This is a genomic window from Rhodococcus sp. 14-1411-2a, assembly GCF_002259485.1.
In the GTDB taxonomy this organism is placed as follows: Bacteria; Actinomycetota; Actinomycetes; order Mycobacteriales; family Mycobacteriaceae; genus Rhodococcoides.
This window is the reverse complement of sequence record NZ_NPGA01000019.1, coordinates 108,352-131,676: the sequence shown is the minus strand read 5'-3', so window position 1 is coordinate 131,676 and position 23,325 is coordinate 108,352. Positions and strand designations below refer to the sequence as shown.

The following is a 23,325-nucleotide window of genomic DNA, read 5'->3' as shown; positions in this document are numbered from 1 at the left end:
GGCCGGTTTGGAATCCTGCGTCGGGGTTGGGTACAGTCTTGAAACGCAGGCGACGGAACTGGCGATCCCACGACTGTTGTTTGCACGCCGATGTAGCTCAATGGTAGAGCCCCTGTCTTCCAAACAGGCTACGCGAGTTCGATTCTCGTCATCGGCTCCACCGAAAAAGCCCCGCACTGTCAGTGCGGGGCTTTTTCGTGTCCGCGTACTCTGGACGGTGTCCGAATTGTCCGTAGAACCGGGCATGCACCGTCGGCGGAAGGCCCGCAGTGGAAATAATCCTGATCGTCATCGTCGTCGCCGCAGTGGCCCTGTTGGTCCTGCGAAGCAAGAAGAACTCGGCTGCGGCGGCCGAAACCGCGCTGGCCGACGCCAAGGCCGATGCCCGCCAGTCGATCGAACGCCTGGGCGGTCAGGTCTACAACCTGATCGGCACCGACACACCGTCCAAGCAGGCCCTGGCCGATGCGTCCGAACGCAACATCGCTGCCGGTTCGCAGATCGACCAGGCCACCACCCCCGAACAAGCCAGACTGGCCAAGCAGACCGCGCTCGAGGGCCTCTATTACATCCGCGCCGCTCGTCTGGCCATGGGCATGGATCCCGGCCCGGAGGTGCAGGGCATCGACGGCCAGCAACAGGCCGGACGCGTCACCGAAGAACGCAAGGTCGACTTCGAGGGCCGTGAGATCGCGGCATCACCGGATCCGTCCGATCGCACCCCCAACTACTACCCGGGTGGCCGTGTCGCGGGTCGTCCGGTGCCCGCGGGCTGGTACTCCGAGCCGTGGTGGCGTCCCGCCCTGGTCGCCGGTGCGTGGGGAATGGGATCGATGTTCCTGTTCTCCGCCATGTTCTCCGGCATGGCCGGAGTTCCGGACGAGACCGCGGCCGGCGGCGACACGGGAGCCGACGGTGCGGACGGGGGCAACGGAGACGACTACAACGGTGACGATGGCGGCGCCGGAAGCGATGGCGGCGACGGCGGTGGCTTCTTCGGCAGCGACGGCGGAGGCCTGTTCGGCGGAGACGGTGGAGGCGGTTTCGACCTCTAGCTGCCCCGCCCTAGGTCGCCTGACAGACCGGGCACCAGAACAGGTTTCGCGCCTGCATCACCGAGTGCAGGATGTCTGCTCCGCACACCCGGCAGGGATATCCCTGCCTGCGGTAGACGTACGAGCGCGGTCGTCGCGCACCGTAGGTGTCGCCGTGATCGTCCTCGGGCCGGATGGTGATGATGCGACCGCGTCGAACACCGATCTTCATCAGTTCCACGAGGTCGAGCCAGATCGCGTCCCACTCCGCTCGATCGAGGTCCTTGCCCGGTCGCATCGGATTGATCTCGTGCCGGAACAGAATTTCGGCGCGGTAGACGTTTCCGACGCCGGCGAGCACCTTCTGATCCATCAGCAAAGTTCCGATTGCCGTGCGCGACTTGGAGATTCGTGCCCAAGCCCCGTCAGGGTCGGCGTCCTTGCGCAGGGGGTCCGGGCCCAGTCGCGCCACCAGGGCGTCGACCTGTTCCTCGGTGTAGATCTCGCAGGCCGTGGGTCCGCGCAGGTCGGTTCCGTACTTCTCCCCCACCATGCGCAACCGCACGGCACCCACCGGATCGCTCAGCGGCACAGACTGTTCGGTGAACTTCCCGTAGAGGCCGAGGTGGATGTGCACGATCAGATCCGACTCGTATCGGTGCAGCAGATGCTTGCCCCAGGCCTCGGCCTTCTCCAGTACGAGACCGTCGATCAGCGCGGCACCGGAGGTGAAGCGCCCCTGCGGACTGCTCGCCTCGACCGGTGCCCCGCCGAACCGACGTTGATGCAACCGAGCCAGTCGGTGCAGAGTGTGCCCCTCGGGCACCTACTCGGGCTTTCCCGGCACGACGGGTGCCTCGCCGCTGCGTTCGTACTCGGACAGGATGTCGACGCGGCGCTGGTGGCGCTCCTCGCCCGAGAACGGAGTGCCGAGGAAGGCGTCGACGATGGCGAGGGCCTCGGGAAGGGTGTGCATGCGGCCACCGATGCCGATGAGCTGAGCGTCGTTGTGCTCGCGGGCCAACTTGGCGGTCTCGACGCTCCACGCCAGCGCGCAGCGAGCGCCCGGCACCTTGTTGGCTGCGATCTGCTCGCCGTTGCCGGAACCGCCGAGCACCAGGCCGCGGCTACCCGGGTCGGCGACGACGCGGCGTGCTGCGTCGATGCAGAATGCCGGGTAGTCGTCGACGGGGTCGTAGTCGAAGGCACCGCAGTCGACGGGCTCGTGGCCGGTCGCCGTCAGGTGTTCGATGATCTGATTCTTGAACTCGAGGCCGGCGTGGTCGGCACCCAGGTATACGCGCATGCCTAGAGTCTGACAGGTGAACTCCGAAGCCGAGAAATTCGCCGGTGTGGACGGTGCGAAAGGCGCGTGGGTGGTCGCGGTTCTGGCCGAGACGACGTTGACGTGGACCGCGTGCGCGTCGGTGACGGAGGTGCTCGAGGTGACACGGGACTGCGCACGGGTGGGCGTCGACATGCCGCTGTCGCTGCCCGAGCACGGCTATCGCGTTAGCGAACTGGAGGCGAAGAAGTTTCTCGGGACGGCGCGCAGCTCCATCTTCCACACGCCGGTCGCAGGCGTACTCGACGCCGAGTCGTATCCCGAAGCGTGTGCCGTTTCTCGGCAGCTCACCGGCAAAGCGATCAGCAAGCAGACGTGGCACATCCTGCCGTCGGTGAAGGCGTGGCGGGATGCGGACGTCGATCGGGACAGGTACATCGAGGTACATCCCGAATGCTCGTTCCGGGCCATGTCCCCGGCGACGGTCTTCTCGTCGAAAAAGACCGGCCGCGGTGTCGGACAACGACTGGCCACGATCATGCGATGGAGCGAACACGTCGATCTGGCGGATCTACCGCCAGGACCCGCCGTCGACGACTTTCTCGACGCGGCCGCAGCGGCGTGGTCGGCGCGACGCTTCCACCTGGGCGAGCACCTGACGTTCGGTACCGAGGACGGCTCGGATCGAATCGTGGCCTAGCACCCCCTCGTGCGTGAAAGCTCTACTCCTGCTACGAGTTTCCACGCACGAGGGGAAGTGCGATCAGTCGAACTGCGGGTCCTCGTTGCGGCTGCGCTTGAGCTCGAAGAAGTGCGGGTACGACGCGAAGATCACCGATGCGTCCCACAGTTTGCCTGCCTCTTCGCCACGTGGGATTCGGGAGAGCACAGGGCCGAAGAAGGCCACGCCGTTGACGTGGATGGTCGGGGTGCCGACATCGGGTCCGACCTTGTCCATGCCTGCGTGATGGCTGGTCCGCAGGTCCTCGTCGTGGTCGGTGCTCTCGGCTGCCTTCGCCAGGTCACCGGGCAGGTCCAGTTCGGCCAACGACTCCGCGATGACGACGTCGAAATCCTTGTTGCCCTCGTTGTGAATTCGCGTTCCCATGGCCGCGTACAGCGGGTCGAGGATCTCGTCACCCTTCAGCTTGGCTGCGGCGATGGCAACGCGGACCGGCCCCCAGGCCTTCTTCATCATCGCGGCGTACTCCTCGGGCAGATCGCGGCCCTCGTTGAGCACTGCCAGGCTCATGACGTGGAAGTTCACATCGATGTCTCGCACCTGCTGCACTTCGAGAATCCACCGCGAGGTGATCCAACACCACGGGCACAGTGGGTCGAACCAAAAATCCGCAGTGTCTTTCTGTCCTGAACCGGCCACTGTCCTACTCCTTGGAAGTCGAGGTCATCGTGTCTTCATTGCGTAACAACCGCACACCGCGCAGACATTCCGCACGGCCCGTCGGCCAGCGCGGGGTACGCGTGACGTGATGGGATGGACGGCACTACCCATAACTACACGAAGAGGTGTCGACTGAAGTGGTTGCTCCCAACCTGACGCGTGACCAAGCCTCCGAGCGTTCGGCGATCATCGGGGAAACGAAGTACGCGATCGTTCTCGATCTCACCGACGGCGAGGGCAATCCGGGCGAGAAGACGTTCCGCTCGCTCACCACCATCACGTTCACGGCCACCGCCGGGGCGTCGACTTTCGTGGACATCATCGCGAGCACGATCCGCTCCGCGACGCTCAACGGCACCGGTCTCGATACCGCGAACTACGACGAGTCGACGGGCCTCGCGCTCGAGAATCTGGCCGAGCACAACGAGCTCGTCATCGACGCCGATTGCCTCTATTCGCACACCGGAGAGGGCCTGCACCGCTTCGTCGACCCGTCCGACGATTCGGTCTACCTGTACTCGCAGTTCGAGACCGCCGATGCCAAGCGCATGTTCGCCTGCTTCGATCAGCCCGATCTCAAGGCCACCTTCGATGTGAAGGTCACCGCGCCGGAGAGCTGGGCCGTCATCTCCAACGCCGCGCACGCCGCCGAGCCTGCAGCGGGCGAGCACGTGTTCGACACGACCCCGTCGATGAGCACCTACCTCGTCGCGCTGATCGCTGGGCCGTACGCGGAGTGGACCGACTCGTACACCGACGACCACGGCACCATTCCCCTCGGAATCTATTGCCGCGCATCACTTGCCGAGCACATGGACGCGGAACGCCTGTTCACCGAGACCAAGCAGGGCTTCGGTTTCTACCACGAGAACTTCGGCACTCCCTATGCCTTCGGAAAGTACGACCAGCTGTTCGTGCCCGAGTTCAATGCCGGCGCGATGGAGAATGCCGGTGCCGTCACGTACCTCGAGGACTACGTCTTCCGGTCCAAGGTGACACGCGCCTCGTACGAGCGTCGCGCCGAGACCGTACTGCACGAGATGGCACACATGTGGTTCGGCGACCTGGTGACCATGACGTGGTGGGACGATCTGTGGCTCAACGAGTCCTTCGCGACGTTCGCTTCGGTGCTGTGCCAATCCGAGGCAACCGAGTACACCAACGCGTGGACCACCTTCGCCAACGTCGAGAAGGCCTGGGCGTACCGCCAGGACCAGCTGCCGTCGACGCATCCCATCGCCGCCGACATTCCCGATCTCGCGGCCGTGGAGGTCAACTTCGACGGCATCACCTACGCCAAGGGCGCGAGTGTGCTCAAGCAACTGGTGGCGTACGTCGGTAAGGAGGACTTCCTCGCCGGCTTGCGTGCGTACTTCGTCGATCACGCCTTCGGCAACGCCACGTTCTCGGATCTTCTTGCAGCACTGGAGAAGTCGTCGGGACGCGATCTGTCCGATTGGGGCGCCCAGTGGCTGCGCACCACCGGCCTGAACACCCTGAGTCCGGACTTCGACGTCGACGCCGACGGCAAGTTCACCCGCTTCTCGGTGCTGCAGACCGGTGCGGCCCCGGGTGCAGGCGAGCATCGCGTACACCGCATCGCGGTCGGCATCTACGACGACGTCGACGGCAAGCTGGTGCGCACCGACCGCGTCGAACTCGACCTCGATGCTGCCGAGTCGACGACTGTCGACGCGCTGGTGGGTGTCTCGCGTGGCAAGCTCGTTCTGGTCAACGACGACGACCTGACGTACTGCGCGGTGCGTCTCGACCCGGATTCACTCGATGTCCTGCTTTCCCGAATCGGCGACATCGCCGAACCACTCCCCCGCACCCTTGCGTGGTCGGCGGCCTGGGAAATGACTCGGTCCGCCGAGATGAAGGCGCGAGACTTCGTTGCCCTCGTCCAGCGCGGAATCGACGGTGAAACGGAAGTGGGTGTGGTGCAACGTCTTCTGCTTCAAGCGCAGACCGCCATCACCAGCTACGCCGATCCTGCGTGGGCAGCCGAACACGGTACCCCCGAGTTCGCCGATGCTCTGCTCGAGCTGGCGCGTGGCGCCGAAGCAGGCTCGGATCACCAGCTGGCCTTCGTCAACGCCCTCACCGGCATCGAACTCGGCGATCGCCACATCGAGGTGCTGCGCGCATTGCTCGACGGTGACGTCGACGGTCAGTCCCTGTCCGGTCTGGGAGTCGACACCGATCTGCGGTGGCGCATCGTCACGGCCCTGGCCGGTGCCGGGGCCATCGACGCGGATGGACTGGAATCGCCGGTCATCGACGCCGAGGCGGGCAAGGACAACACCGCTGCCGGGGCTCGATCGGCTGCGGCGGCACGTGCTGCACGCCCGAGCGCGGAGGTCAAGGAACAGGCGTGGACCACGGTGGTCGACGACGACGCGGTGCCGAACATCACCGCTCGCTCGATCATCGGCGGCTTCGCCGGCCCCGGTCAGGGCGAGCTGCTCGAACCGTATGTCGCTCGCTACTTCGACGCCATCGAAGGTGTGTGGTCTCGTCGATCCAGCGAGGTCGCGCAGACCGTGGTGATCGGGCTCTATCCGTCCTGGTCGATCAGTGAGCAGTCACTGGCGGCCGCGGACGAGTTCCTGGACGGTGATCTGCCGCCCGCCCTTCGGCGATTGGTGATCGAGGGACGGGCCGGCGTCGTCCGGGCTCTCGCTGCGCGGGAGTTCGACGCGAGCTGATCTGGACGGCACAGACGACGAGGGCCGGTTGCCCACCGCGAGGTGGACAACCGGCCCTCGTCGTGGAAGCGCGGTCTGGAGGTGGAGAGTTACGGGCTGAGGATGGACGCGGTCATCACCCGGACGGCAGTGACCAGACCGTCGATGAGATTGCCGTCGCGGAACGGACCGAGCGCGGCGGTGACACCCAACTGTGCAACCCGGTCGGTCGCACGGTTGGACACTCGCCTGCCGGTGCGGATCTCGAGAGCATGCCGATTGGGGTCGACGGCGACCAGGACCGAACGGATGGCATCGGGTGTGCCGGGGAACACCGAATCCGCACCCGCAGCGGGATCTACGCCGAGATCACCGATGTAGACGTTGAACCGGATCTTGGTCTGTCGAATCGCCTGCGTGAGTGCATCGTCGAGTGCAACCAGGTCCTGCGTCGCGAACGGCAGGTGCTCGGGGTTGGTCGTCCCGAACTCGTGAGCAGCCGAGATGCGGCCGCTCGCGGTGAGGGCTGCACCGACGGGCAGGTCTTCTTCTCTGACGTCACTGCGGACGAGTTCACCACTTGCCACTTGCGGAACCTCCGATCGAGTCGGCTGTGTCGGCACCGTGCGAACCGTGACCTCCGAAAGGAGTCACCTCGTCCGTAGCAGTCCACAGCAATGGCTCGCGCGTCCACTCGTCCGTCAGTCGGTAGGGCGGAACGTCCATACCGGGCTGCTTGTCGGTCAAGTAGGACAACGCGCCGAGGAGTCCGATCACCGCAACCGGAATCACCCCGAATATCAGCGTGGTCTCAAAAATGCTCACAGGGTGTGACGTTAGTCGACAATTGCGCGTCGGACCACGTCGGGGCCGGTGTTGTGACCGAAAAGTGCAGGCGTACCCGCGTCAGGCAGCGCCCTCACCGAGGTACGCGAGCCAACTGGGATCCAGCTCCTTCGTCGTCGCCAACAGTCGCCAGTGCGGACCCTTCGGCGGCACCAACTGGGCGCGCAACGTCCAGCCGATCTCACTGAGCAGTTTGTCCGCCTTGCGATGGTTGCACGAGGCGCAGCAGGCGACACAGTTCTCCCACGAGTGGCCACCTCCGCGGCTGCGCGGAACCACGTGGTCGACGGTCTCGGCCTTGCTTCCGCAGTATGCGCACCGGAACCGATCGCGGTGCATCAGCGCCTGTCGGGTCATGGGTACCCGGGCTCGATACGGAACACGGACGAACGTCCGCAGTCTGATCACCGACGGCACCTGCACCGAGCGGTCGGCCGACCGGATGAACGGCCCCTCCGGATCGTCGTGCACCACGTCGGCCTTCCCACAAACGAGAAGAACCACCGCCCGGCGCATCGGAAGCGCGGTCAGTGGTTCGAAGGTGGCGTTGAGGAGCAGCACACGGCGCTTGACCCACGCCGGTACGGCGTCGTCGCCTGTAGCACTGTGGGCCGTCGGCACCACACGCAGCGGAGAAGCCCCCGAGGCCGTCTCACGCTGGTCGTGCGTGGTGCGGCCCTCAGTGGGCGGGAGTTGTCGATGGCGGTGTTGCGAGTTCTTCATGCGTTGCTCCAGAAACAGTCGGCGCCCGCGCATGGCTTGCGTGGAACACGAGTCACAGTGGAACACGAATGCACCCTCCTCGCACAGCCTTTTTCCCGGCATTTTCTGTTGCCGATCGGTGAACATCTCGCATCCTCGCGTTCACGAACGACGAACGACGGCTCCATGCGCTGCGTGACTGGCAAGATTTCTGCGTCTCCGTAGACTTTTCGGGTGTCTGTATCAACCTTCCTGTCCGCATCGTCCCTCTCCGAACCGTCGCTGTTGCGAGATCTCGACACCCGAGCGTTCGAGCTGACGGAGACCGGACGCGACTGGTTGGTCGATCGTCCGCTGCAGGCTCTCGGCTATCTGGCCCTCGCCATCGTGCTGCGCCTCGTCCTGCACAAACTGATCGACCGATTCACCCGCAACAACGTCGGGAAGTCTCCGACGCTGCTGCGTCCGCTGCGCGAGCGTTCGTCGAGCACCGTCAAGGGCGCGATTCTCAACGAGCGGCGCAAACAGCGTGCCAACACGATCGGCTCGGTGCTCAAGTCCGCCGTCTCGGTCATGATTCTCACGTGGTTCGTGCTGTCGGTGCTCGACGTCGTGGGGGTCAACGTCGCTCCGTTCATCGCCTCGGCCGGGATCGTCGGCGTCGCCCTCGGCTTCGGTGCGCAGAACCTGGTCCGAGACTTTCTCTCGGGTATCTTCATGCTCCTCGAGGACCAGTACGGAGTGGGCGACGTCGTCGACCTCGGTGAAGCGACCGGCACGGTCGAGAGCGTCGGGCTACGCGTCACGACGATCAGGGACGTCAACGGCACCGTGTGGTACTGCCGCAACGGCGAGGTGCTGCGCGTGGGCAACATGAGTCAGGGCTTCGCGGTCGCCGTATTGGATCTGCCCGTGTCCCACACGGCCAACATCGACGAGGCCCGCGCAGTCGCCGAACGCACCACGCTGGCGGTGGTGGAATCGAAGGACTTCGCCGATGACATCCTCGAACCGCCCGAGATGCTCGGTGTCAACGCGGTCAGCGCCGACACCGTCACCATCCGCATCACGATCAAGACCCGCCCCGGACGCCAGTGGGCCGTACAGCGCAGACTGCACCAGGAGATCCTCCAGGCGTTCGACGATGCCGACATCAAGGCACCGTACGCACTGGGTCGCCCGGGTGGGGTCGTGGCCGAGCGAGGCAGCTGAGGGACAATGGACGTGACCGACGCCGACCAGGAACGAACAGAGAGAGTGTGATGACCGAACCGCAGCAGACGTTCTACGACGCGGTAGGCGGTGCCGAGACGTTCCGGTCACTCACGGCGAAGTTCTACGAGGAAGTCGCCAAGGACGAGATAGTGCGGCCGTTGTACCCCGAGGAGGATCTGGCACCGGCCGAACGGCGGATGCGGATGTTTCTCGAGCAGTACTGGGGCGGTCCGCGAACCTACTCCGACGAGCGTGGCCATCCTCGACTTCGTATGCGCCACAACCCGTTTCGGATCGGACCGATGGAGCGAGACGCGTGGCTGCGCTGCATGCACATCGCGATCGCGTCGATCGCCCCCGAGGTCATGGACTCCGCGCACCGAGCCCAGTTGATCGACTACATGGAGATGGCCGCCAATTCGATGATGAACTCGGCGATCTGACGGCCCCGACAGCGCAGCGGGCTACAGCGATCCGACGCGCTGCGGGCTCTTGCCGCCGACGGCGACCTTGAGCTTGCCCACCCGCGCGCGAACGGAGCCGGCCACCTTGAGCGCGAAGCTCATGGGAGCGGGTAGGTGCTGGCGCAGGATGGCGTGCTTGCGTACGTAGTTCTCCACGTGCCACTCCGACCAGGTGCCCGCACGGAACAGTGCGGCATCGCCGGGAAGCAGGGTGCGCGGTGCGTGGTCGTCACTCGAGACGGTCACCGAACCGTCCATGATGTGCACGATCTCGTCGACGGCGAAGTACCACCGGAAGCGTCCTGCCGTGCAGTCCCACACGTTGGTGGTGGTGGTTCCGTCGATGCTCTTCGACCACTCGGCGAGGCGAGCCTGCGGGTTTCCTTCGAGAATCCAGGCCGGCTCGATGGGGCTGTCGTTCAGCGCGATGTCGCCGAGTCGTACGGCTTCGATGGTCGAAGTGATCATGGTTTCCGTCGCGTCCTCACCGTCGGGCGCGGCTTCCGCCGCTACTTGTTCCAGGAGCAGAACATACAACACTTTCCCAACGAACCGGCAGGAGTCGGTCATGTGAATGAGCACAAAGCTTTACTGTTCGTTGACCTACGAGGCTGCCTCCTGTCGTGCCCGAACGCCCCTGAATCGTTCTGCGGCCGATCGTTTGGCACTATTGCCCCTTGTGACCGATCCGATCGAAAGCTCCGAGCTGTTGTGGTGGCAGGACGCCGTCTTCTACCAGATCTATCCCCGCTCGTTCGCGGACTCCAACGGTGACGGCATCGGTGACCTCGACGGAATTCGTGACAAGCTCGGCTACCTGGAGCTGCTGGGAATAGACGCAGTCTGGATCGGACCCATCACCCGGTCGCCCATGGCCGATCACGGGTACGACGTGTCGGATCCGCGTGACATCGACCCCCTGTTCGGCAACCTGGAGATCTTCGACGCGTTGGTCGACGAAGCTCATGCGCGCGACATCAAGGTCACGATGGACCTGGTGCCCAATCACACCAGCAGCGAGCACCCGTGGTTCCGATCGGCCCTGACGGCGGCGCGCGGTAGTGCCGAGCGTGCTCGCTACATCTTTCGAGACGGACGTGGTGACGACGGTGCGCAGCCGCCGAACAACTGGCCGAGCATCTTCGGTGGCCCGGCCTGGACTCGGATCACCGAGCCCGACGGATCCCCCGGTCAGTGGTACCTACACATCTTCGCGCCCGAGCAACCGGATCTGAACTGGAACAACCCGGAGGTGTTCGACGACTTCGCGCGCACCTTGAGATTCTGGCTTTCCCGCGGCGTCGACGGCTTCCGGCTCGATGTGGCGCACGGTATGGCCAAACCCGTCGACCTGGCCGACATGAGTCTCGAACTCAACGCGTTGATGAAGAACGACGACGACGATCCCCGGTTCAACAATCCTCGGGTCCACGACCTGCATCGACGCATCAGAGCCGTCATGGACGAATTCCCCGAAGCGGTGACCGTCGGTGAGATCTGGGTGCAGGACAACGTGCGCTTCTCCGAGTACATCAGGCCCGACGAGTTGCACCTGGGTTTCAACTTCCGGCTGGCCAGTGTCGATTTCGACGCCGCAACCATCCGCGACGCCATCTCCAATTCCCTTGCCGCAGTAGAACTGGTCGACGGAACTCCGACGTGGACGCTGTCGAATCACGACGTCGAGCGTGAGGTCACCCGATACGGCGGTGGGGACCTCGGTCGGGCGCGCTCGCGCGCCATGATCCTCGTCGAATTGGCGCTTCCCGGAACGATTTTCGTGTACAACGGTGCCGAACTGGGGCTGCCGAACGTACAACTGCCCGACAGTGCGTTGCAGGATCCGGTGTGGGAGCGATCCGGGCACGCAGAGCGCGGCCGCGACGGCTGCCGAGTGCCGATGCCGTGGGAGGGGCACACACCACCGTTCGGGTTCTCCTCCACCGATCGAACATGGTTGCCGATGCCGGCCGAATGGGACGGGTACACCGCCGAGGCGCAACTCGAAGACGTCGATTCGATGCTGAGCCTCTATCGGACGGCGTTCGAGCTGCGGGCTCTACGTCCGGAATTCACCGGTAGCGGAGTCGATTGGTACGGATCTCCTTCCGGCTGCCTGGCATTTCGTCGACGCGGTGGCCTGATCTGCGCCTTGAACGCGTCGGAGGAGTCGATCCCGCTGCCTCCCGGCGAGTTGCTGCTGGCCAGTGCGCCGTTGGTGGACGGCAGGCTTCCGGCGAACGCCGCTGCGTGGCTCGTCTAACGCTCGACGGTGAGCGACAACTGTTGTCCCGCGCGACGAGCGAAGACGGAGCCGTAGCGGGCATCGAGACGTAGCCAGACCTTCGACACCCGCACCCGAACCACCTCGTCGGGCGCGATCCGATCCGGGTCGACGTCGACGGTCAACGGGTCGCTGCCACTGTGTGGCACGAAACCCATTGCGGTCAAGGCGAATACCGTTCGCATCGAGATCGAGACGTCGTCGTTCTCGCCCGCGACGTGCAGAACCTCCTGTTCGAGCAACGAACTCGGCGGACCGTGACTGCTGCCGTACTCCTTGGCCAGTGCGACGCCGCGTTGCGCGAGCCCCACGAGCACCCGGGCCGGCACATCGTCGAGATGGCCGAAGCCGCCGTCCGGTGGCAGGGCTCCGCGCCAGGCGGAATCCATCGAAAATCCCGGGTCGATCACACCGTCGGTCGCCTGCTGCACCGCCGCGACCAACACGTCGGCACCGGCACTCGTGTCGTCGGGCACCACGGTCCCGGTGATGACCCGAGCCGCGAGAGCATCGAAACCCGTTGCCGCCCAGCAGGACACACCGCCGCCCGCTCGGGTCCGCATACGGATCACCGCAGCTTCGTCCAGACGCAGCGCCCTGGTGCAGAACGTCGCCAGGTTCTCCCGCTCGACCGCATCGGGAACGGTCAGTACGCGCTCATACACGCTGCCAGCTCACGAGAAACTCACGCTCTTCGGGAGTGAGCCGGCGCAGCCGCTGCGCATCGATGTCGAACGCCGCAATCTGTGTCGAGGCCACCACGGCCGCGGGAGTGTCCAACGACGCTCCCCGGGCTCGCACCTCGTATCCGACGACGAAGTCCACCGCCCGCACCGCGTCGATCCACATGAACACATCGAGGGGCCCGTCCTCGTGCCGGAGCTGGCCTCGATACTTCACGTGCAGATCCGCGATCACCGCGCCGTGGCGCAGGTTCGCCGTCGGCCTCCCGTCCACCAACAGCCAGGGAATGCGTGCCTCTTCGAGGAGAGTGACCATCCGGGCATGGTTGATGTGTTGATACACATCCATATCCGACCACCGCACGTCCACGGTGGCATGAAAGCCCACTCGCTCGGTTTCAGGTCGCTTGTCGGACAGATGGGCGTCGGGCACACTCACGTGGTCGTTTCCTCTTCTCGGTCGAGTATCGGCGGTCTCGCCCGTGGCGATGTGGTGCTGAAGGTCAGGGCACCATGTTGCGGACCTGTCGGGCAGCGACCGACAGGGTGGCCAGGTCGAGGGTTCCCGACTCGGCGATTTCGGTCAACGCCGCACGAGACCTCGCCAGACGAGACGAGTTGGTCGACTCCCATTCGGCGATCTTCTCCGCAACCGACTCGTCCGGCTCGCCGCCCGCCAATACGGCCTGCGTGATTCCCCGCAACGAGGAATACAGATCGTCGCGAAGAGCCAAGCGCGCCAACGAATGCCAGCGGTCTCCGCGGGCCAGCTTGGACACCGCGGTGAGCAACCAGTCGATACCGATGTGCGCATCGAGGGCGAAGTAGAGCTCGGCGACCTCGGCTCCGTCACGGTCGACGATGTCGGCGATATCGATGATGTCGAGTAGGCAGTACACATCGAGCAAGCCGTAGATCCGGCGCGCCAGCTCGGCCGGCGCGCCGCGTTCGATCGCCGCAGCCGATCGGGAGTCCAGGTCGCTGGCTTGATGCCCGGAGATCCACCTGGACACCGACGGTTGCAGTGCCCGCACCTGACCGGCGTACCGACTGATCTCGGCGCCGACGGCCAGCGGCTGCGGACGGTTGGCCAGCAGCCAGCGCGAGACACGGTCGAGCATGCGACGCGACTCGAGCAACAGTTCGGCCGAGACCGCAGTCGGCACGTCCGCGGCCCTGATCGAGTTCCACACCTCGTCGAGTCCGAATATCTCGGTGGCGGCGGCGAAGGCACGGATGGCGTCGGTGCCTGCCGCACCCGAATCCTCGGTCAATCGGTAGGGGAACGTGATGCCACCGCAGTCGATGGCCTCGTTGGCCAGCGTCGTGGCCACCAGCTGCCGCCGGAGAGGATGCGTGGTGATCGCGGCGGCGTACGGCTCTCGCAGCGGCGCGGGGAAATACTTGGGCAGCCGCGGAGCGAAGACGTCACTGTCGGGCAGTTCGCTGTCGAGCAGTTCGGCTTCCAACGCCAGCTTCACGTGAGCCATCAGAGTCGCGAGTTCCGGCGAGGTCAGCCCGCGGCCGTCCTGTTTGCGACGCCGTAGATCCGCCTCGGTGGGTAGCGCCTCCAGCTCGCGATCGAGACCTCGGCGCACTTCCAGATCCTCGATCACCCGACTGTGCACGGTGACCAGGCTCGGTGCGTCGAACCTTGAGGTGCCGAGCAGCTCGTTCTGCATGATGTTGTCCCACAACACCAGCCGGCCCACCTCGTCGGTCATGGACGCGAGCAGCTCGTCCCGATCCTCGCGCGCGAGGTTGCCATTGGTGATGGCCGTCTCCAACAGGATCTTGATGTTGACCTCGTGATCGGAGCAGTCCACACCCGCGGAGTTGTCGACGGCATCGGTGTTGATCTTGCCTCCTGCAGCGGCGTATTCGATGCGGCCCAGTGCGGTGGCTCCGAGGTTGCCGCCCTCCCCCACCACGGCGGCGCGCACGTCGATTCCGTCGACCCGCACCGTGTCGTTGGCCTTGTCACCGACCTCGGCATTGGTTTCGGTGGACGCCTTGATGTACGTACCGATTCCGCCGTTCCACAGCAGATCGGCCGGGGCCCGAAGGATCGCGTTCACCAGCTCCGGGGGTGACAGCGCGACCACGGAATCCCCCAACCCGAGGGCAGCGCGCGCGGCCGCACTGATCGGGACAGACTTGCGCGTCCGCTCCCACACGCCGCCGCCCGCACTGATGAGCGAGGTGTCGTAGTCCGCCCACGACGACCGCGGCAGTGCGAACAACCGCTCCCGTTCGGCGAACGAGGACTCACGCTCGGGGTCGGGATCGAGAAAGATGTGCCGGTGATCGAACGCGGCGAGCAGGCGAATGTGCCGGCTGAGCAACATGCCGTTGCCGAACACGTCCCCGCTCATGTCGCCGACGCCGACGACTGTGAAATCGTGGCTCTGCGTGTCGATTCCGAGCTCACGGAAGTGGCGTTTGACGCTCTCCCACGCACCCTTGGCGGTGATACCCATGGCTTTGTGGTCGTAGCCCGCCGAACCGCCGGACGCGAAGGCGTCGCCGAGCCAGAAACCGTACTTCGCGGCAACGTCGTTGGCCATGTCCGAGAAGGTCGCGGTGCCCTTGTCCGCGGCAACGACGAGATAGGTGTCGTCTCCGTCGCGGCGCACGACTCCGGTGGGAACCGTCACCGTTCCGGTAGCGCGGTCGAGATTGTCGGTGATGTCGAGCAGCCCGGCGATGAACAGGCGGTAGCAGGCCTTGCCTTCCTCGGCGTGGGCCTGGCGATCTCGATCGGCGTCACCGGTCACGGCAGGGGGCCGCTTGACGACGAATCCGCCCTTGGCTCCGACCGGCACGATGACGGCGTTCTTGACCATCTGGGCTTTGGCGAGTCCGAGAATTTCGGTCCGGAAGTCCTCACGTCGATCCGACCAGCGCAGTCCGCCGCGGGCAACGGCTCCGAATCGCAGGTGCACACCTTCGACGCGGGGCGAGTACACGAAGATCTCGAACTTGGGCTTCGGCTTGGGCAATTCGGCGATCGATTGCGGATCGAACTTGAGCGAGAGGTACTCGCGATGGTCGCCGTCGACCCCCACCACGAAGTAGTTGGTGCGCAGGGTGGCGCGGATCAGCTCGAACATGCTGCGCAGGATGCGGTCGGCGTCGAGACTGACGACCTCGTCGATCAGTTCACCCAGCTGGGTGCCGATCGACTGCGCGTTCTCTTCCGAACTGGCCTCGGGATCGAACTGCGCCTCGAACAACCCGACGAGCAACCGCGCGGTGCGCGGGTGTGTCAGCAGCACACCCTCGATGTTGAACTGGCTGTAGGGAAAACCGGCCTGGCGTAAGTACTTCGCGTACGCGCGCAACACCACTGCCTGCCGCCAGTGCAGGCCGGCGCGCATGACCAGCTCGTTGAACCGGTCGGCCTCCGCCTCGCCGCTCCACACTGCCGCGAACGCATCGGTGAATCGGTGCTGCACTCGGCTCTCGCGATCGGCGGTGCCCGCCTCGGACAACTCCGCGTCGATGTCACCGTCGATTGCCGAACGCAGCATCTCGCGTGAGGCCGAGAGCCCGAAATCGTAGATCCAGCAGGACATTCCGTCCGGCCGCACCACCGGGTACGGTCGTTCGTCGTCGACCTCGACGCCGAGACTCTGCAGGATGGGCAGCACCTGCGACAGCGAGACACCCGCGCCGCCGATGTACAGCGAGAACCGCCAGCTACCCACGGCCGACTGCTCGTTGCGGTAGAGCTGCATGTCGATCGACTCGTCGCCGAGCCCTTCGAGGCGAGCGATGTCGGTCACGGCCCGAGCCGGACTGAAGTCCTGCTTGTAGGCCTCGGGGAACGCCTCTGTGTAGCGCTGGATCCGCAGCGGGTCCACGGTGCGGTCCAGCGAGACCGCGTCGCCGAGGGAGTCCTCCCAGGTTCTGGTGGTCTCGGTGAGAGCCGCCTCGATCCGGGTGATGTCCTCGGCGGCCAGCTCCGTCGATGCCGTTCCCGGCGTGCGGCGGACGGTCACGTGCAGCAGCGCCAGGTCCGATTCCGTCACGCGCGCCGTGTAGTCGAGAGAAGTGCCGCCGAGCTCACGGAGCAGCCGATCCTGAATGGCCAGCCGAACACGGGTGGTGTAGCGATCTCGCGGCAGGTACACCAGGGCGGAGACGAAGGACCCGCCGGCATCGGGCCGCACGAACAGCTTGACCTTGCGCCGACGGCCCAGTGCGAGAACAGCACTCGCGGTCTCGAACAGCCAGGCCGCCGAGGTGGCGAACAGTTCCGAGCGCGGCATCGACTGCAGCACTTCGAGCATCGCCTGACCCGAGAACGACCCGAGATCATGGCCGGCCCTGGCGATCACCGAGCGCACCCGACGCTCGATCACCGGAATGTCGAGCACGTTCTCGTGCAGCGCCGTCACGGTGAAGACGCCGACGAAACGGTGTTCGGCGGAGTTCTCGGCGTCGAGAACACTCACGAAGTAGGGGTAGACGGCGCGGTGCACCGTCGCCGGACTCGCTCCCTGTGTCAGGGCGACCAGGTCGCGCTGACCGAGCGGCTCCGAACCGTGCACGTCGTGGGCCGCGTCGCGCAACACCCCGAGGCTGCTCGACTCCTCCCCGGTGGCCGTCCGTGCACCGTCGACGCCGCCGAGCCGGTACCGGCGGTACCCGAGGAGCGTGTAGTGACCGTCGCCGAGCCAGCGCAGCAACGCGGCTGCGTCGCGATGTTCGACGGCGATGTCGGACTCCGCATCACCGGCCCGCTGGGCCGCACCGTCGAGGAGATCGGCGACCTCGGCCTGCACCCGACGCATGCGATCGGTGTCGCCGACGACCTGACGCACGTCGGCCAACACCCGGCTCGCCTCCGACTCCACGCGGTCGAGGGCCTCCGCGGGCGTGGACGGATGCAGCTGGACGTGAATCCAGGATTCGTGTCGACCGTCGGCGCTCGGACCCGTCAGCTCGCCGTCCGCGTCGCGGGCGACCGACAGAATGGGATGGACCACGTCGGTGTACTCGATGCCGAGTCGGGACAGCAGCGAGATGACCGACTCGACGAGAAGCGGCATGTCGTCGGTGACGATCTGCAGATAGCTGCCCGCGGCCTGATGGGCGGCCGAACTCGACTCGCTGGGTCGGTACACCGCTACGTTCGCGGTATCGGGCAGCCGCTGAGCGGCCAACCGGACGTGCCGGTGAAAGGACGTGGTGTCGGGAGTGTGCGCGGACGCTCCGACGGCCGTCGTGTCCACGTGCTCGAAGTACTCGGCTTGCAGTGTCGCCAGCTCGGCCAGGAGTCGGTCGTCGAGGCCGTCGGTCCAGTCGTTGTCGGGCAGGTCCAGCGAGCGTGGCATGGTGTTCGAGTACTCCCTCGTGAGGATTTTCCCGACGCCCGCCGATCGCCGGTCGTCGATGACTCCTCGACCTTAGTGTCGAACACCCTGTTACCGCAGTGACCTCGCTGAGCCGGCGCGTGGCGAACTACTCCGAGCCGAGATACTCCGCGAGAAGCTTCCTCTCGTCCTCCGACAAAGGACGAGAGGAAGACGTCGCGAGATCGAAGGCAACCATCAGTGCTTCGGCATCCGCGCAGATTTTTCCGTCCCGGTCGGTCACCACGTGCCGGACGCCGTACGAGGTGGTCCCGATGCGGGTGATCCACAGCTCGATCGTCAGCGGACCCGAATCGTCGAGAATCGGATGCAGAAAATCGGTGGTGAGTTTCCGCACCACCGCTGCGCCGCGCATACCCGGACCCCCGAAGACCGCGTTCAGGAACTGAACGCGGCCCTCCTGGAGGTATTCGACGAACCGGGTGTTGTTGACGTGGCCGAGACGGTCGGAATCACCCCACCGCACCTGAAGTGTGCAGGTGAAGGTTTTCGCCGGCATGTCAGTCTCTGGTCAGCTTCCGGTGCGTGACGCGATGCGGGCGGGCCGCGTCGGGTCCGAGGCGTTCGACCTTGTTGGCCTCGTAGCCCTCGAAGTTGCCCTCGTACCAGTACCACGCGGCCTCGTTGTCGCCGAAGCCACCTTCCCACGCCAGGATGTGCGTGCAGGTGCGGTCCAGGAACCACCGGTCGTGGGAGATGACCACGGCGCAGCCCGGGAATTCCTCGAGAGCGTTCTCGAGAGATCCGAGCGTTTCGACATCGAGGTCGTTGGTCGGTTCGTCGAGCAGGATCAGGTTGCCGCCCTGCTTGAGCGTCATCGCCAGATTCAGACGGTTCCGCTCACCACCGGAGAGCACTCCGGCAGGCTTCTGCTGATCGTGGCCCTTGAACCCGAACGAGCTGATGTACGCACGCGACGGGAACTCGGAGCTGCCGACGGTGATGAAGTCCAGACCGTCGGAGACCGTCTCCCACACCGTCTTCTTCGAGTCGATGCCCGAGCGGTTCTGGTCGACGTAGCTCAGCTTGACGGTCTGACCGATCTTGACCTCGCCGCCGTCCGGCTCCTCGAGCCCGACGATGGTCTTGAACAGCGTCGTCTTACCGACGCCGTTGGGGCCGATGACGCCGACGATGCCGTTGCGGGGCAACGTGAACGAGAGATCCTTGATCAGCACGCGGCCGTCGAAGCCCTTGTCCAGGCTCTTGACCTCCACCACGACGTCGCCGAGGCGCGGCGGGTTGGGGATCTGGATCTCGTCGAAGTCGAGCTTCCTGGTCTTCTCGGCCTCGGCCACCATCTCGTCGTAGCGAGCCAGACGAGACTTGCTCTTGGCCTGACGTGCCTTGGCACCGGAACGAACCCAGGCGAGCTCGTCCTTGAGGCGCTTCTGCAGCTTCTGGTCCTTCTTGCCCGAGACCTCGAGACGTTCGGCCTTCTTCTCCAGGTACGTGGAGTAGTTGCCCTCGTACGGGTACAGGTGTCCGCGGTCGACCTCGGCGATCCACTGCGCGACGTGGTCGAGGAAGTACCGGTCGTGAGTGACGGCGAGAATCGCGCCTGCGTATGCGGCCAGGTGCTGCTCGAGCCACAGCACACTCTCGGCGTCGAGGTGGTTGGTGGGCTCGTCGAGCAACAGCAGGTCGGGCTTGCTCAGCAGCAGCTTGCACAGCGCCACGCGGCGCTTCTCACCACCGGAGAGGTTGGTGACGGGCGACTCGGGCGGCGGGCAGCGCAGCGCGTCCATGGCCTGTTCGAGCTGGGAGTCGATCTCCCAGGCATCGGCGTGGTCGAGCTTTTCCTGCAGCTCGCCCATCTCTTCCATCAGCTCGTCGGAGTAGTCGGTTGCCATCAACTCGGCGATCTCGTTGTACCGCTTGAGCTGGACCATCGTCTCGCCGAGACCGTCCTCGACGTTCTCGCGAACGGTCTTGGTGTCGTCGAGGACCGGTTCCTGCATGAGGATGCCGACCGAGGCACCGGGAGCGAGGAACGCCTCACCGTTTCCGGGCTGATCGATTCCCGCCATGATCTTGAGGATGCTGGACTTACCGGCGCCGTTGGGGCCGACGACGCCGATCTTCGCTCCCGGATAGAAGCTCATCGTCACGTCGTCGAGGATGACTTTGTCGCCGTGCGCCTTGCGCACCTTCTTCATGGTGTAAATGAATTCAGCCATGACGCCCAGCTTATCGGTGCGAGTGGGTCTCCGGCACCACCGCCCGAGCGCGTAGCCGCCGCCCGCACTCGATCGAGGTTCCGATGCAGCGCGGACGGCGGATGCCGGGAGACCGTCAAGCCGGAACGGACTCGCGCACGTCGTCCTCGATGCGATCGTGGTCCCGATCCTCGTCCACAGGTTCGGTAGCTCCAGGATCGCCGTCCGGCGCAGCCTCGGGTGCCACCGCTTTCGTCCGATGGATCGAGACGTTGCAGCGCGCGAGATCCGGTCCGACGGCGCTGGCCCGCATCTCCAGATCGGCGCGTTCGACCCCGTCGCGGTTGGTGTACTCGTTGGTCCTCAGCTGCCCGTAGGCGATGATCGGGTCGCCCTTCATCAGCGATGCTCCGACGCCGCGCACGAGACGACGCCAGCACGTGACCGTCAGGTAGAGGGTTCCGCCGTCGGTCCACTCGCCGGTGTTGCGATCCTGACGTCGGGCGTTGCTGGCCATCCGGAAGCTGAGGACCTCGTCGCCGGTGGGTGTGGAGCGCTTGACGGGATTGGTGATGACCGTTCCGACAACTGCGCACTGTGCTTCGTACATGGTGTGTTCCCCCTCGATCGATGTCGCGTGGTTGCGATCGAGATCGACACTGCTACGCGGAAGACGTCCGTGGTGAACGAGTTCACGAAATGTGGACAACCGGCCGGCCTGTGGATGAAGCACCCGAATCGGGGCCCGCGCGACCCGAGAATGTCGGGACCGTGTGCTAGTCGGGAACTTCGGCGTACATGTGGCCGTCGAGCTCGGGGATCACTCGCCCCGCAGTGAGCGAAGCAACCAGCGCCGCAGTCGAATCGGCGTCCGGAACCGCGACGGTCAGTACCGCGGACGCGCCGTAGGAGGTGCCGACGACGACAACCCCGTGCCCGCGCAGTTCCGATTCCACGCGACCGACCTCGGCGTGGTCGAGTTCGAGAGTCATGATCTCGCGTCGTTCCCGGGTCAGGAACATCGCTCCGGACAACGCCTCGGTCACCGCTCCGCCGTAGGCACGGGCAAGTCCGCCGGTGCCCAGCTTGGTTCCGCCGAAATATCTGCTGACGACCGCGACGACGTTGGTCAGGTGATGCCCGCGCAGCACGTCGAGCATCGGTGTACCTGCCGTCCCGCTCGGTTCACCGTCGTCGTTGGACCGCTCGATGCGCGGATCCGGCGGCGACACATCGACGATGAACGCCGAACAGTGATGTCCGGCAGCAGGATCGGCCTTGCGGGCCGCGTCGATCACAGCTCGCGCCTCGGCTTCCGTGGCCGCGCGATCGACGACCGCGAGAAACCTCGACTTCTTGATCTCGATCTCGCACTCGACGCGACCGGCGATGGTACGCAGTGGGGTCACCCGGTCTCACTCATGCGGCAACACTGTCAACCACATCGTCTGCGGCTTGGACCAATCGGGCGTACATGCCGTCGTTCTCCAACAGGGATTCGTGGCTTCCGACCTCGCGAACGACGCCGTGATCGAGTACTGCGATGCTGTCCGCGGAGCGCACCGTGGACAGTCGATGCGCGATGAGGATGGTCGTTCGCCCGTTCATCAGGCCGTCGAGCGCGGTTTGCACTGCGCGTTCGGTGTGATTGTCGAGGGCGCTGGTCGCTTCGTCGAGCACCAGGATCGGTGGATTGCGCAACACCGTTCGGGCAATGGCGATGCGTTGCTTCTCACCGCCCGAGAAGCGGTACCCGCGTTCGCCGACCATGGTGTCGTACCCGTCGTCGAGGCCGTCGATGAAGTCGTGGATCTGTGCCGTTCGGGCCGCCGCGAAAATCTCCTCGTCGGTGGCGTCGGGTTTGGCGAATCGCAAGTTCTCTCGAATGGTGGCGTGGAACAGGTACGTCTCCTGAGAGACGACGCCGACCAGGTCGGCGATGGTCTCCGAAGCCATCTCCCGCAGGTCGATGCCGTCGATCGTCACCGATCCGGCCGTCGGATCATGCAGCCGCGCAACGAGATAGCCCAGAGTCGTCTTGCCGGACCCGGTTGCGCCGACGAGAGCGAGTGTGCTGCCTGCCGGGACTTCGAGGTCGATGCCGCTCAATGTCGGAACTGTTGCCGAGGTGTAGGTGAAGTCCACGGCGCGGAAGGCGACGTCTCCGCGGACGGACTCGCGCGGCAGCGCCACCGGATGGGCGGGCTCGGCCACCTCGATCGGCAGATCGAGGTACTCGAACACTCGCCCGAACAGTGCGAGCGAGGCCTGCACCTCGACGCCGGTGTTGAGCAATTGCATGGTGGGCCGGAACAATTGGGTCTGCAGAGCGGTGAACGCGACCAGAGTTCCGATCGTCAGTGCGCTCCCCTGCCCGATGGTGATGCCGGCGAACCAATACACCAGGGCAGGCATGACGGCGAAGCTGATCTGAATGGTGGCCATGCGCCACTTTCCCGCCATCATCGCTGCAAGTTCGACCCCGGCCACTTCGTGGGATCGGTCGGCGAACTTCTCGGTCAACACCTGCGCAGAGCCGGTGGTCTTGCCCAGCAGAATGCCGCTGACCGAGAGTGATTCCTCGATCTGCACCGATAGGTCGCTGAGCAACTTCTGTCGCTTGGTGGAGATCTTGCGCCGCTCGTCGCCGATGCGGCGAGCGACACGGACGAAGACCGGCAGGATGATCAACGAGAACGTGGCGAGCTTCCAGTCGAGCAGGAACAGGGCGACCACCGTCGCGGCAACGGTCGTCGCGTTCTGCGCGATGGACGTTGCGGTATTGGTGACCACCGATTGCATGCCGCCGATGTCGTTGGCGATGCGTGATTGCACCTCGCCGGTGCGGGTGCGTGCGAAGAATCCGAGGGATTGGCGTTGCAGGTGCGAGTAGACCTGGACGCGTAGATCGTGCATGAGTCGCTGACCGACGCCGTTGGACATCCAGGTCTGCACGACGCCGAGAGTGTTGGTGGCGACTGCAACTGCGATCATGCCGAGTGCGATCAGGCTGACGAGCGTGACATCGCGGTCGGGTATCGCATGATCGAGGAGTTCGCGGAGAAGCAAGGGGGACGCGAGCGCGATGATCGCGCTGACGACGATGATCGCACTGACGACGGCGATCTTGCGGCGGTAGGGCGTGAACAGAGCCAGGACTCGGCGCACGGGTGCTGGATC

The 23,325-nt window shown here is 65.2% G+C and carries 21 protein-coding genes and 1 tRNA gene; 7 read left to right on the top strand and 15 right to left on the bottom strand.

Going from position 1 to position 23,325, the window contains the following annotated elements:
* Positions 1-86: 86 nt before the first annotated feature.
* Positions 87-160: transfer RNA gene (locus CH291_RS19285), tRNA-Gly, on the top strand.
* 109 nt (positions 161-269) lie between these two features.
* Positions 270-1,055, top strand: coding sequence for a hypothetical protein (locus CH291_RS19280; protein WP_094688393.1), 786 nt, complete (start codon positions 270-272; stop codon positions 1,053-1,055).
* A 10-nt stretch (positions 1,056-1,065) separates the two neighbouring features.
* On the opposite strand, the gene CH291_RS19275 is transcribed toward CH291_RS19280, so the two are convergent.
* Both CH291_RS19275 and CH291_RS19270 read right to left on the bottom strand, forming a co-directional pair.
* Positions 1,066-1,860 (bottom strand): Fpg/Nei family DNA glycosylase, encoded by a 795-nt coding sequence (locus CH291_RS19275; RefSeq protein WP_094669414.1) that lies wholly within the window; start codon positions 1,858-1,860, stop codon positions 1,066-1,068.
* Positions 1,861-2,340 carry a ribose-5-phosphate isomerase gene (locus tag CH291_RS19270; protein WP_068052539.1) on the bottom strand — a complete coding sequence of 160 codons (480 nt, stop codon included), beginning with the start codon at positions 2,338-2,340 and terminating at the stop codon, positions 1,861-1,863.
* 16 nt (positions 2,341-2,356) lie between these two features.
* Here CH291_RS19270 and CH291_RS19265 point away from each other — a divergent pair, with 16 nt between their 5' ends.
* On the top strand, positions 2,357-3,019 hold the full coding sequence (locus CH291_RS19265; protein WP_094669415.1) for a DUF429 domain-containing protein: 663 nt from the start codon (positions 2,357-2,359) through the stop codon (positions 3,017-3,019).
* A gap of 63 nt (positions 3,020-3,082) precedes the next feature.
* Here the strand turns inward: CH291_RS19265 and CH291_RS19260 are convergent, their stop codons facing one another.
* Entirely contained in the window at positions 3,083-3,700 is a 618-nt protein-coding gene (locus CH291_RS19260) for a mycothiol-dependent nitroreductase Rv2466c family protein (RefSeq protein ID WP_068052542.1), read from the bottom strand.
* 158 nt (positions 3,701-3,858) lie between these two features.
* Between CH291_RS19260 and pepN the strand changes: the two genes are divergently transcribed.
* Positions 3,859-6,432 (top strand): aminopeptidase N, encoded by a 2,574-nt coding sequence (gene pepN, locus CH291_RS19255; protein WP_094669416.1) that lies wholly within the window; start codon positions 3,859-3,861, stop codon positions 6,430-6,432.
* An 89-nt stretch (positions 6,433-6,521) separates the two neighbouring features.
* Here pepN and CH291_RS19250 read toward each other — a convergent pair whose 3' ends face one another.
* The 3 genes from CH291_RS19250 to CH291_RS19240 all read right to left on the bottom strand — a co-directional run bounded on the left by CH291_RS19250 (position 6,522) and on the right by CH291_RS19240 (position 7,980).
* Entirely contained in the window at positions 6,522-6,998 is a 477-nt protein-coding gene (locus CH291_RS19250; RefSeq protein WP_094640234.1) for a DUF5130 family protein, read from the bottom strand.
* Positions 6,985-7,236: an aa3-type cytochrome oxidase subunit CtaJ gene (ctaJ, locus tag CH291_RS19245; protein WP_068052560.1), complete on the bottom strand. Its 252-nt coding sequence runs from the start codon at positions 7,234-7,236 to the stop codon at positions 6,985-6,987. The genes CH291_RS19250 and ctaJ overlap by 14 nt, the downstream gene beginning before the upstream one ends.
* An 81-nt stretch (positions 7,237-7,317) precedes the next feature.
* A complete protein-coding gene (locus CH291_RS19240; protein ID WP_176460278.1) occupies positions 7,318-7,980 on the bottom strand; it encodes an HNH endonuclease in 663 nt (220 codons plus the stop codon).
* Between the two features lie 231 nt (positions 7,981-8,211).
* On the opposite strand from CH291_RS19240, the gene CH291_RS19235 reads away from it, so the two are divergent.
* Both CH291_RS19235 and CH291_RS19230 read left to right on the top strand, forming a co-directional pair.
* Positions 8,212-9,171, top strand: a complete 960-nt coding sequence (locus tag CH291_RS19235; RefSeq protein WP_068052588.1) for a mechanosensitive ion channel family protein — start codon at positions 8,212-8,214, stop codon at positions 9,169-9,171.
* Between the two features lie 50 nt (positions 9,172-9,221).
* Positions 9,222-9,617, top strand: coding sequence for a globin (locus tag CH291_RS19230; RefSeq protein ID WP_094640235.1), 396 nt, complete (start codon positions 9,222-9,224; stop codon positions 9,615-9,617).
* A 21-nt stretch (positions 9,618-9,638) separates the two neighbouring features.
* Here the strand turns inward: CH291_RS19230 and CH291_RS19225 are convergent, their stop codons facing one another.
* Positions 9,639-10,106 (bottom strand): cupin domain-containing protein, encoded by a 468-nt coding sequence (locus tag CH291_RS19225; RefSeq protein ID WP_094688537.1) that lies wholly within the window; start codon positions 10,104-10,106, stop codon positions 9,639-9,641.
* Between the two features lie 211 nt (positions 10,107-10,317).
* On the opposite strand from CH291_RS19225, the gene CH291_RS19220 reads away from it, so the two are divergent.
* A complete protein-coding gene (locus CH291_RS19220; RefSeq protein ID WP_094640236.1) occupies positions 10,318-11,901 on the top strand; it encodes a glycoside hydrolase family 13 protein in 1,584 nt (527 codons plus the stop codon).
* Here CH291_RS19220 and CH291_RS19215 read toward each other — a convergent pair.
* From CH291_RS19215 to CH291_RS19180, 8 genes are all read right to left on the bottom strand, one after another.
* Positions 11,898-12,587, bottom strand: coding sequence for a hypothetical protein (locus tag CH291_RS19215; RefSeq protein ID WP_094688392.1), 690 nt, complete (start codon positions 12,585-12,587; stop codon positions 11,898-11,900). The genes CH291_RS19220 and CH291_RS19215 overlap by 4 nt on opposite strands.
* Positions 12,580-13,044: an acyl-CoA thioesterase gene (locus tag CH291_RS19210; protein ID WP_068052572.1), complete on the bottom strand. Its 465-nt coding sequence runs from the start codon at positions 13,042-13,044 to the stop codon at positions 12,580-12,582. The genes CH291_RS19215 and CH291_RS19210 overlap by 8 nt, the downstream gene beginning before the upstream one ends.
* Positions 13,045-13,108: 64 nt before the next feature.
* A complete protein-coding gene (locus tag CH291_RS19205) occupies positions 13,109-17,947 on the bottom strand; it encodes an NAD-glutamate dehydrogenase (protein ID WP_094688391.1) in 4,839 nt (1,612 codons plus the stop codon).
* Positions 17,948-18,074: 127 nt separating this feature from the next.
* Positions 18,075-18,485 carry an acyl-CoA thioesterase gene (locus CH291_RS19200; RefSeq protein WP_094688390.1) on the bottom strand — a complete coding sequence of 137 codons (411 nt, stop codon included), beginning with the start codon at positions 18,483-18,485 and terminating at the stop codon, positions 18,075-18,077.
* Between the two features lies 1 nt (position 18,486).
* Positions 18,487-20,166 (bottom strand): energy-dependent translational throttle protein EttA, encoded by a 1,680-nt coding sequence (gene ettA / locus CH291_RS19195; protein WP_032402531.1) that lies wholly within the window; start codon positions 20,164-20,166, stop codon positions 18,487-18,489.
* A gap of 115 nt (positions 20,167-20,281) precedes the next feature.
* On the bottom strand, positions 20,282-20,755 hold the full coding sequence (locus CH291_RS19190) for a single-stranded DNA-binding protein (protein WP_068050067.1): 474 nt from the start codon (positions 20,753-20,755) through the stop codon (positions 20,282-20,284).
* A 166-nt stretch (positions 20,756-20,921) separates the two neighbouring features.
* Entirely contained in the window at positions 20,922-21,554 is a 633-nt protein-coding gene (locus CH291_RS19185) for an IMPACT family protein (protein WP_179276612.1), read from the bottom strand.
* A 10-nt stretch (positions 21,555-21,564) separates the two neighbouring features.
* Complete coding sequence (locus CH291_RS19180) at positions 21,565-23,313, bottom strand: ABC transporter ATP-binding protein (protein ID WP_094688389.1); 1,749 nt, start codon at positions 23,311-23,313, stop codon at positions 21,565-21,567.
* Positions 23,314-23,325 lie beyond the last annotated feature (12 nt).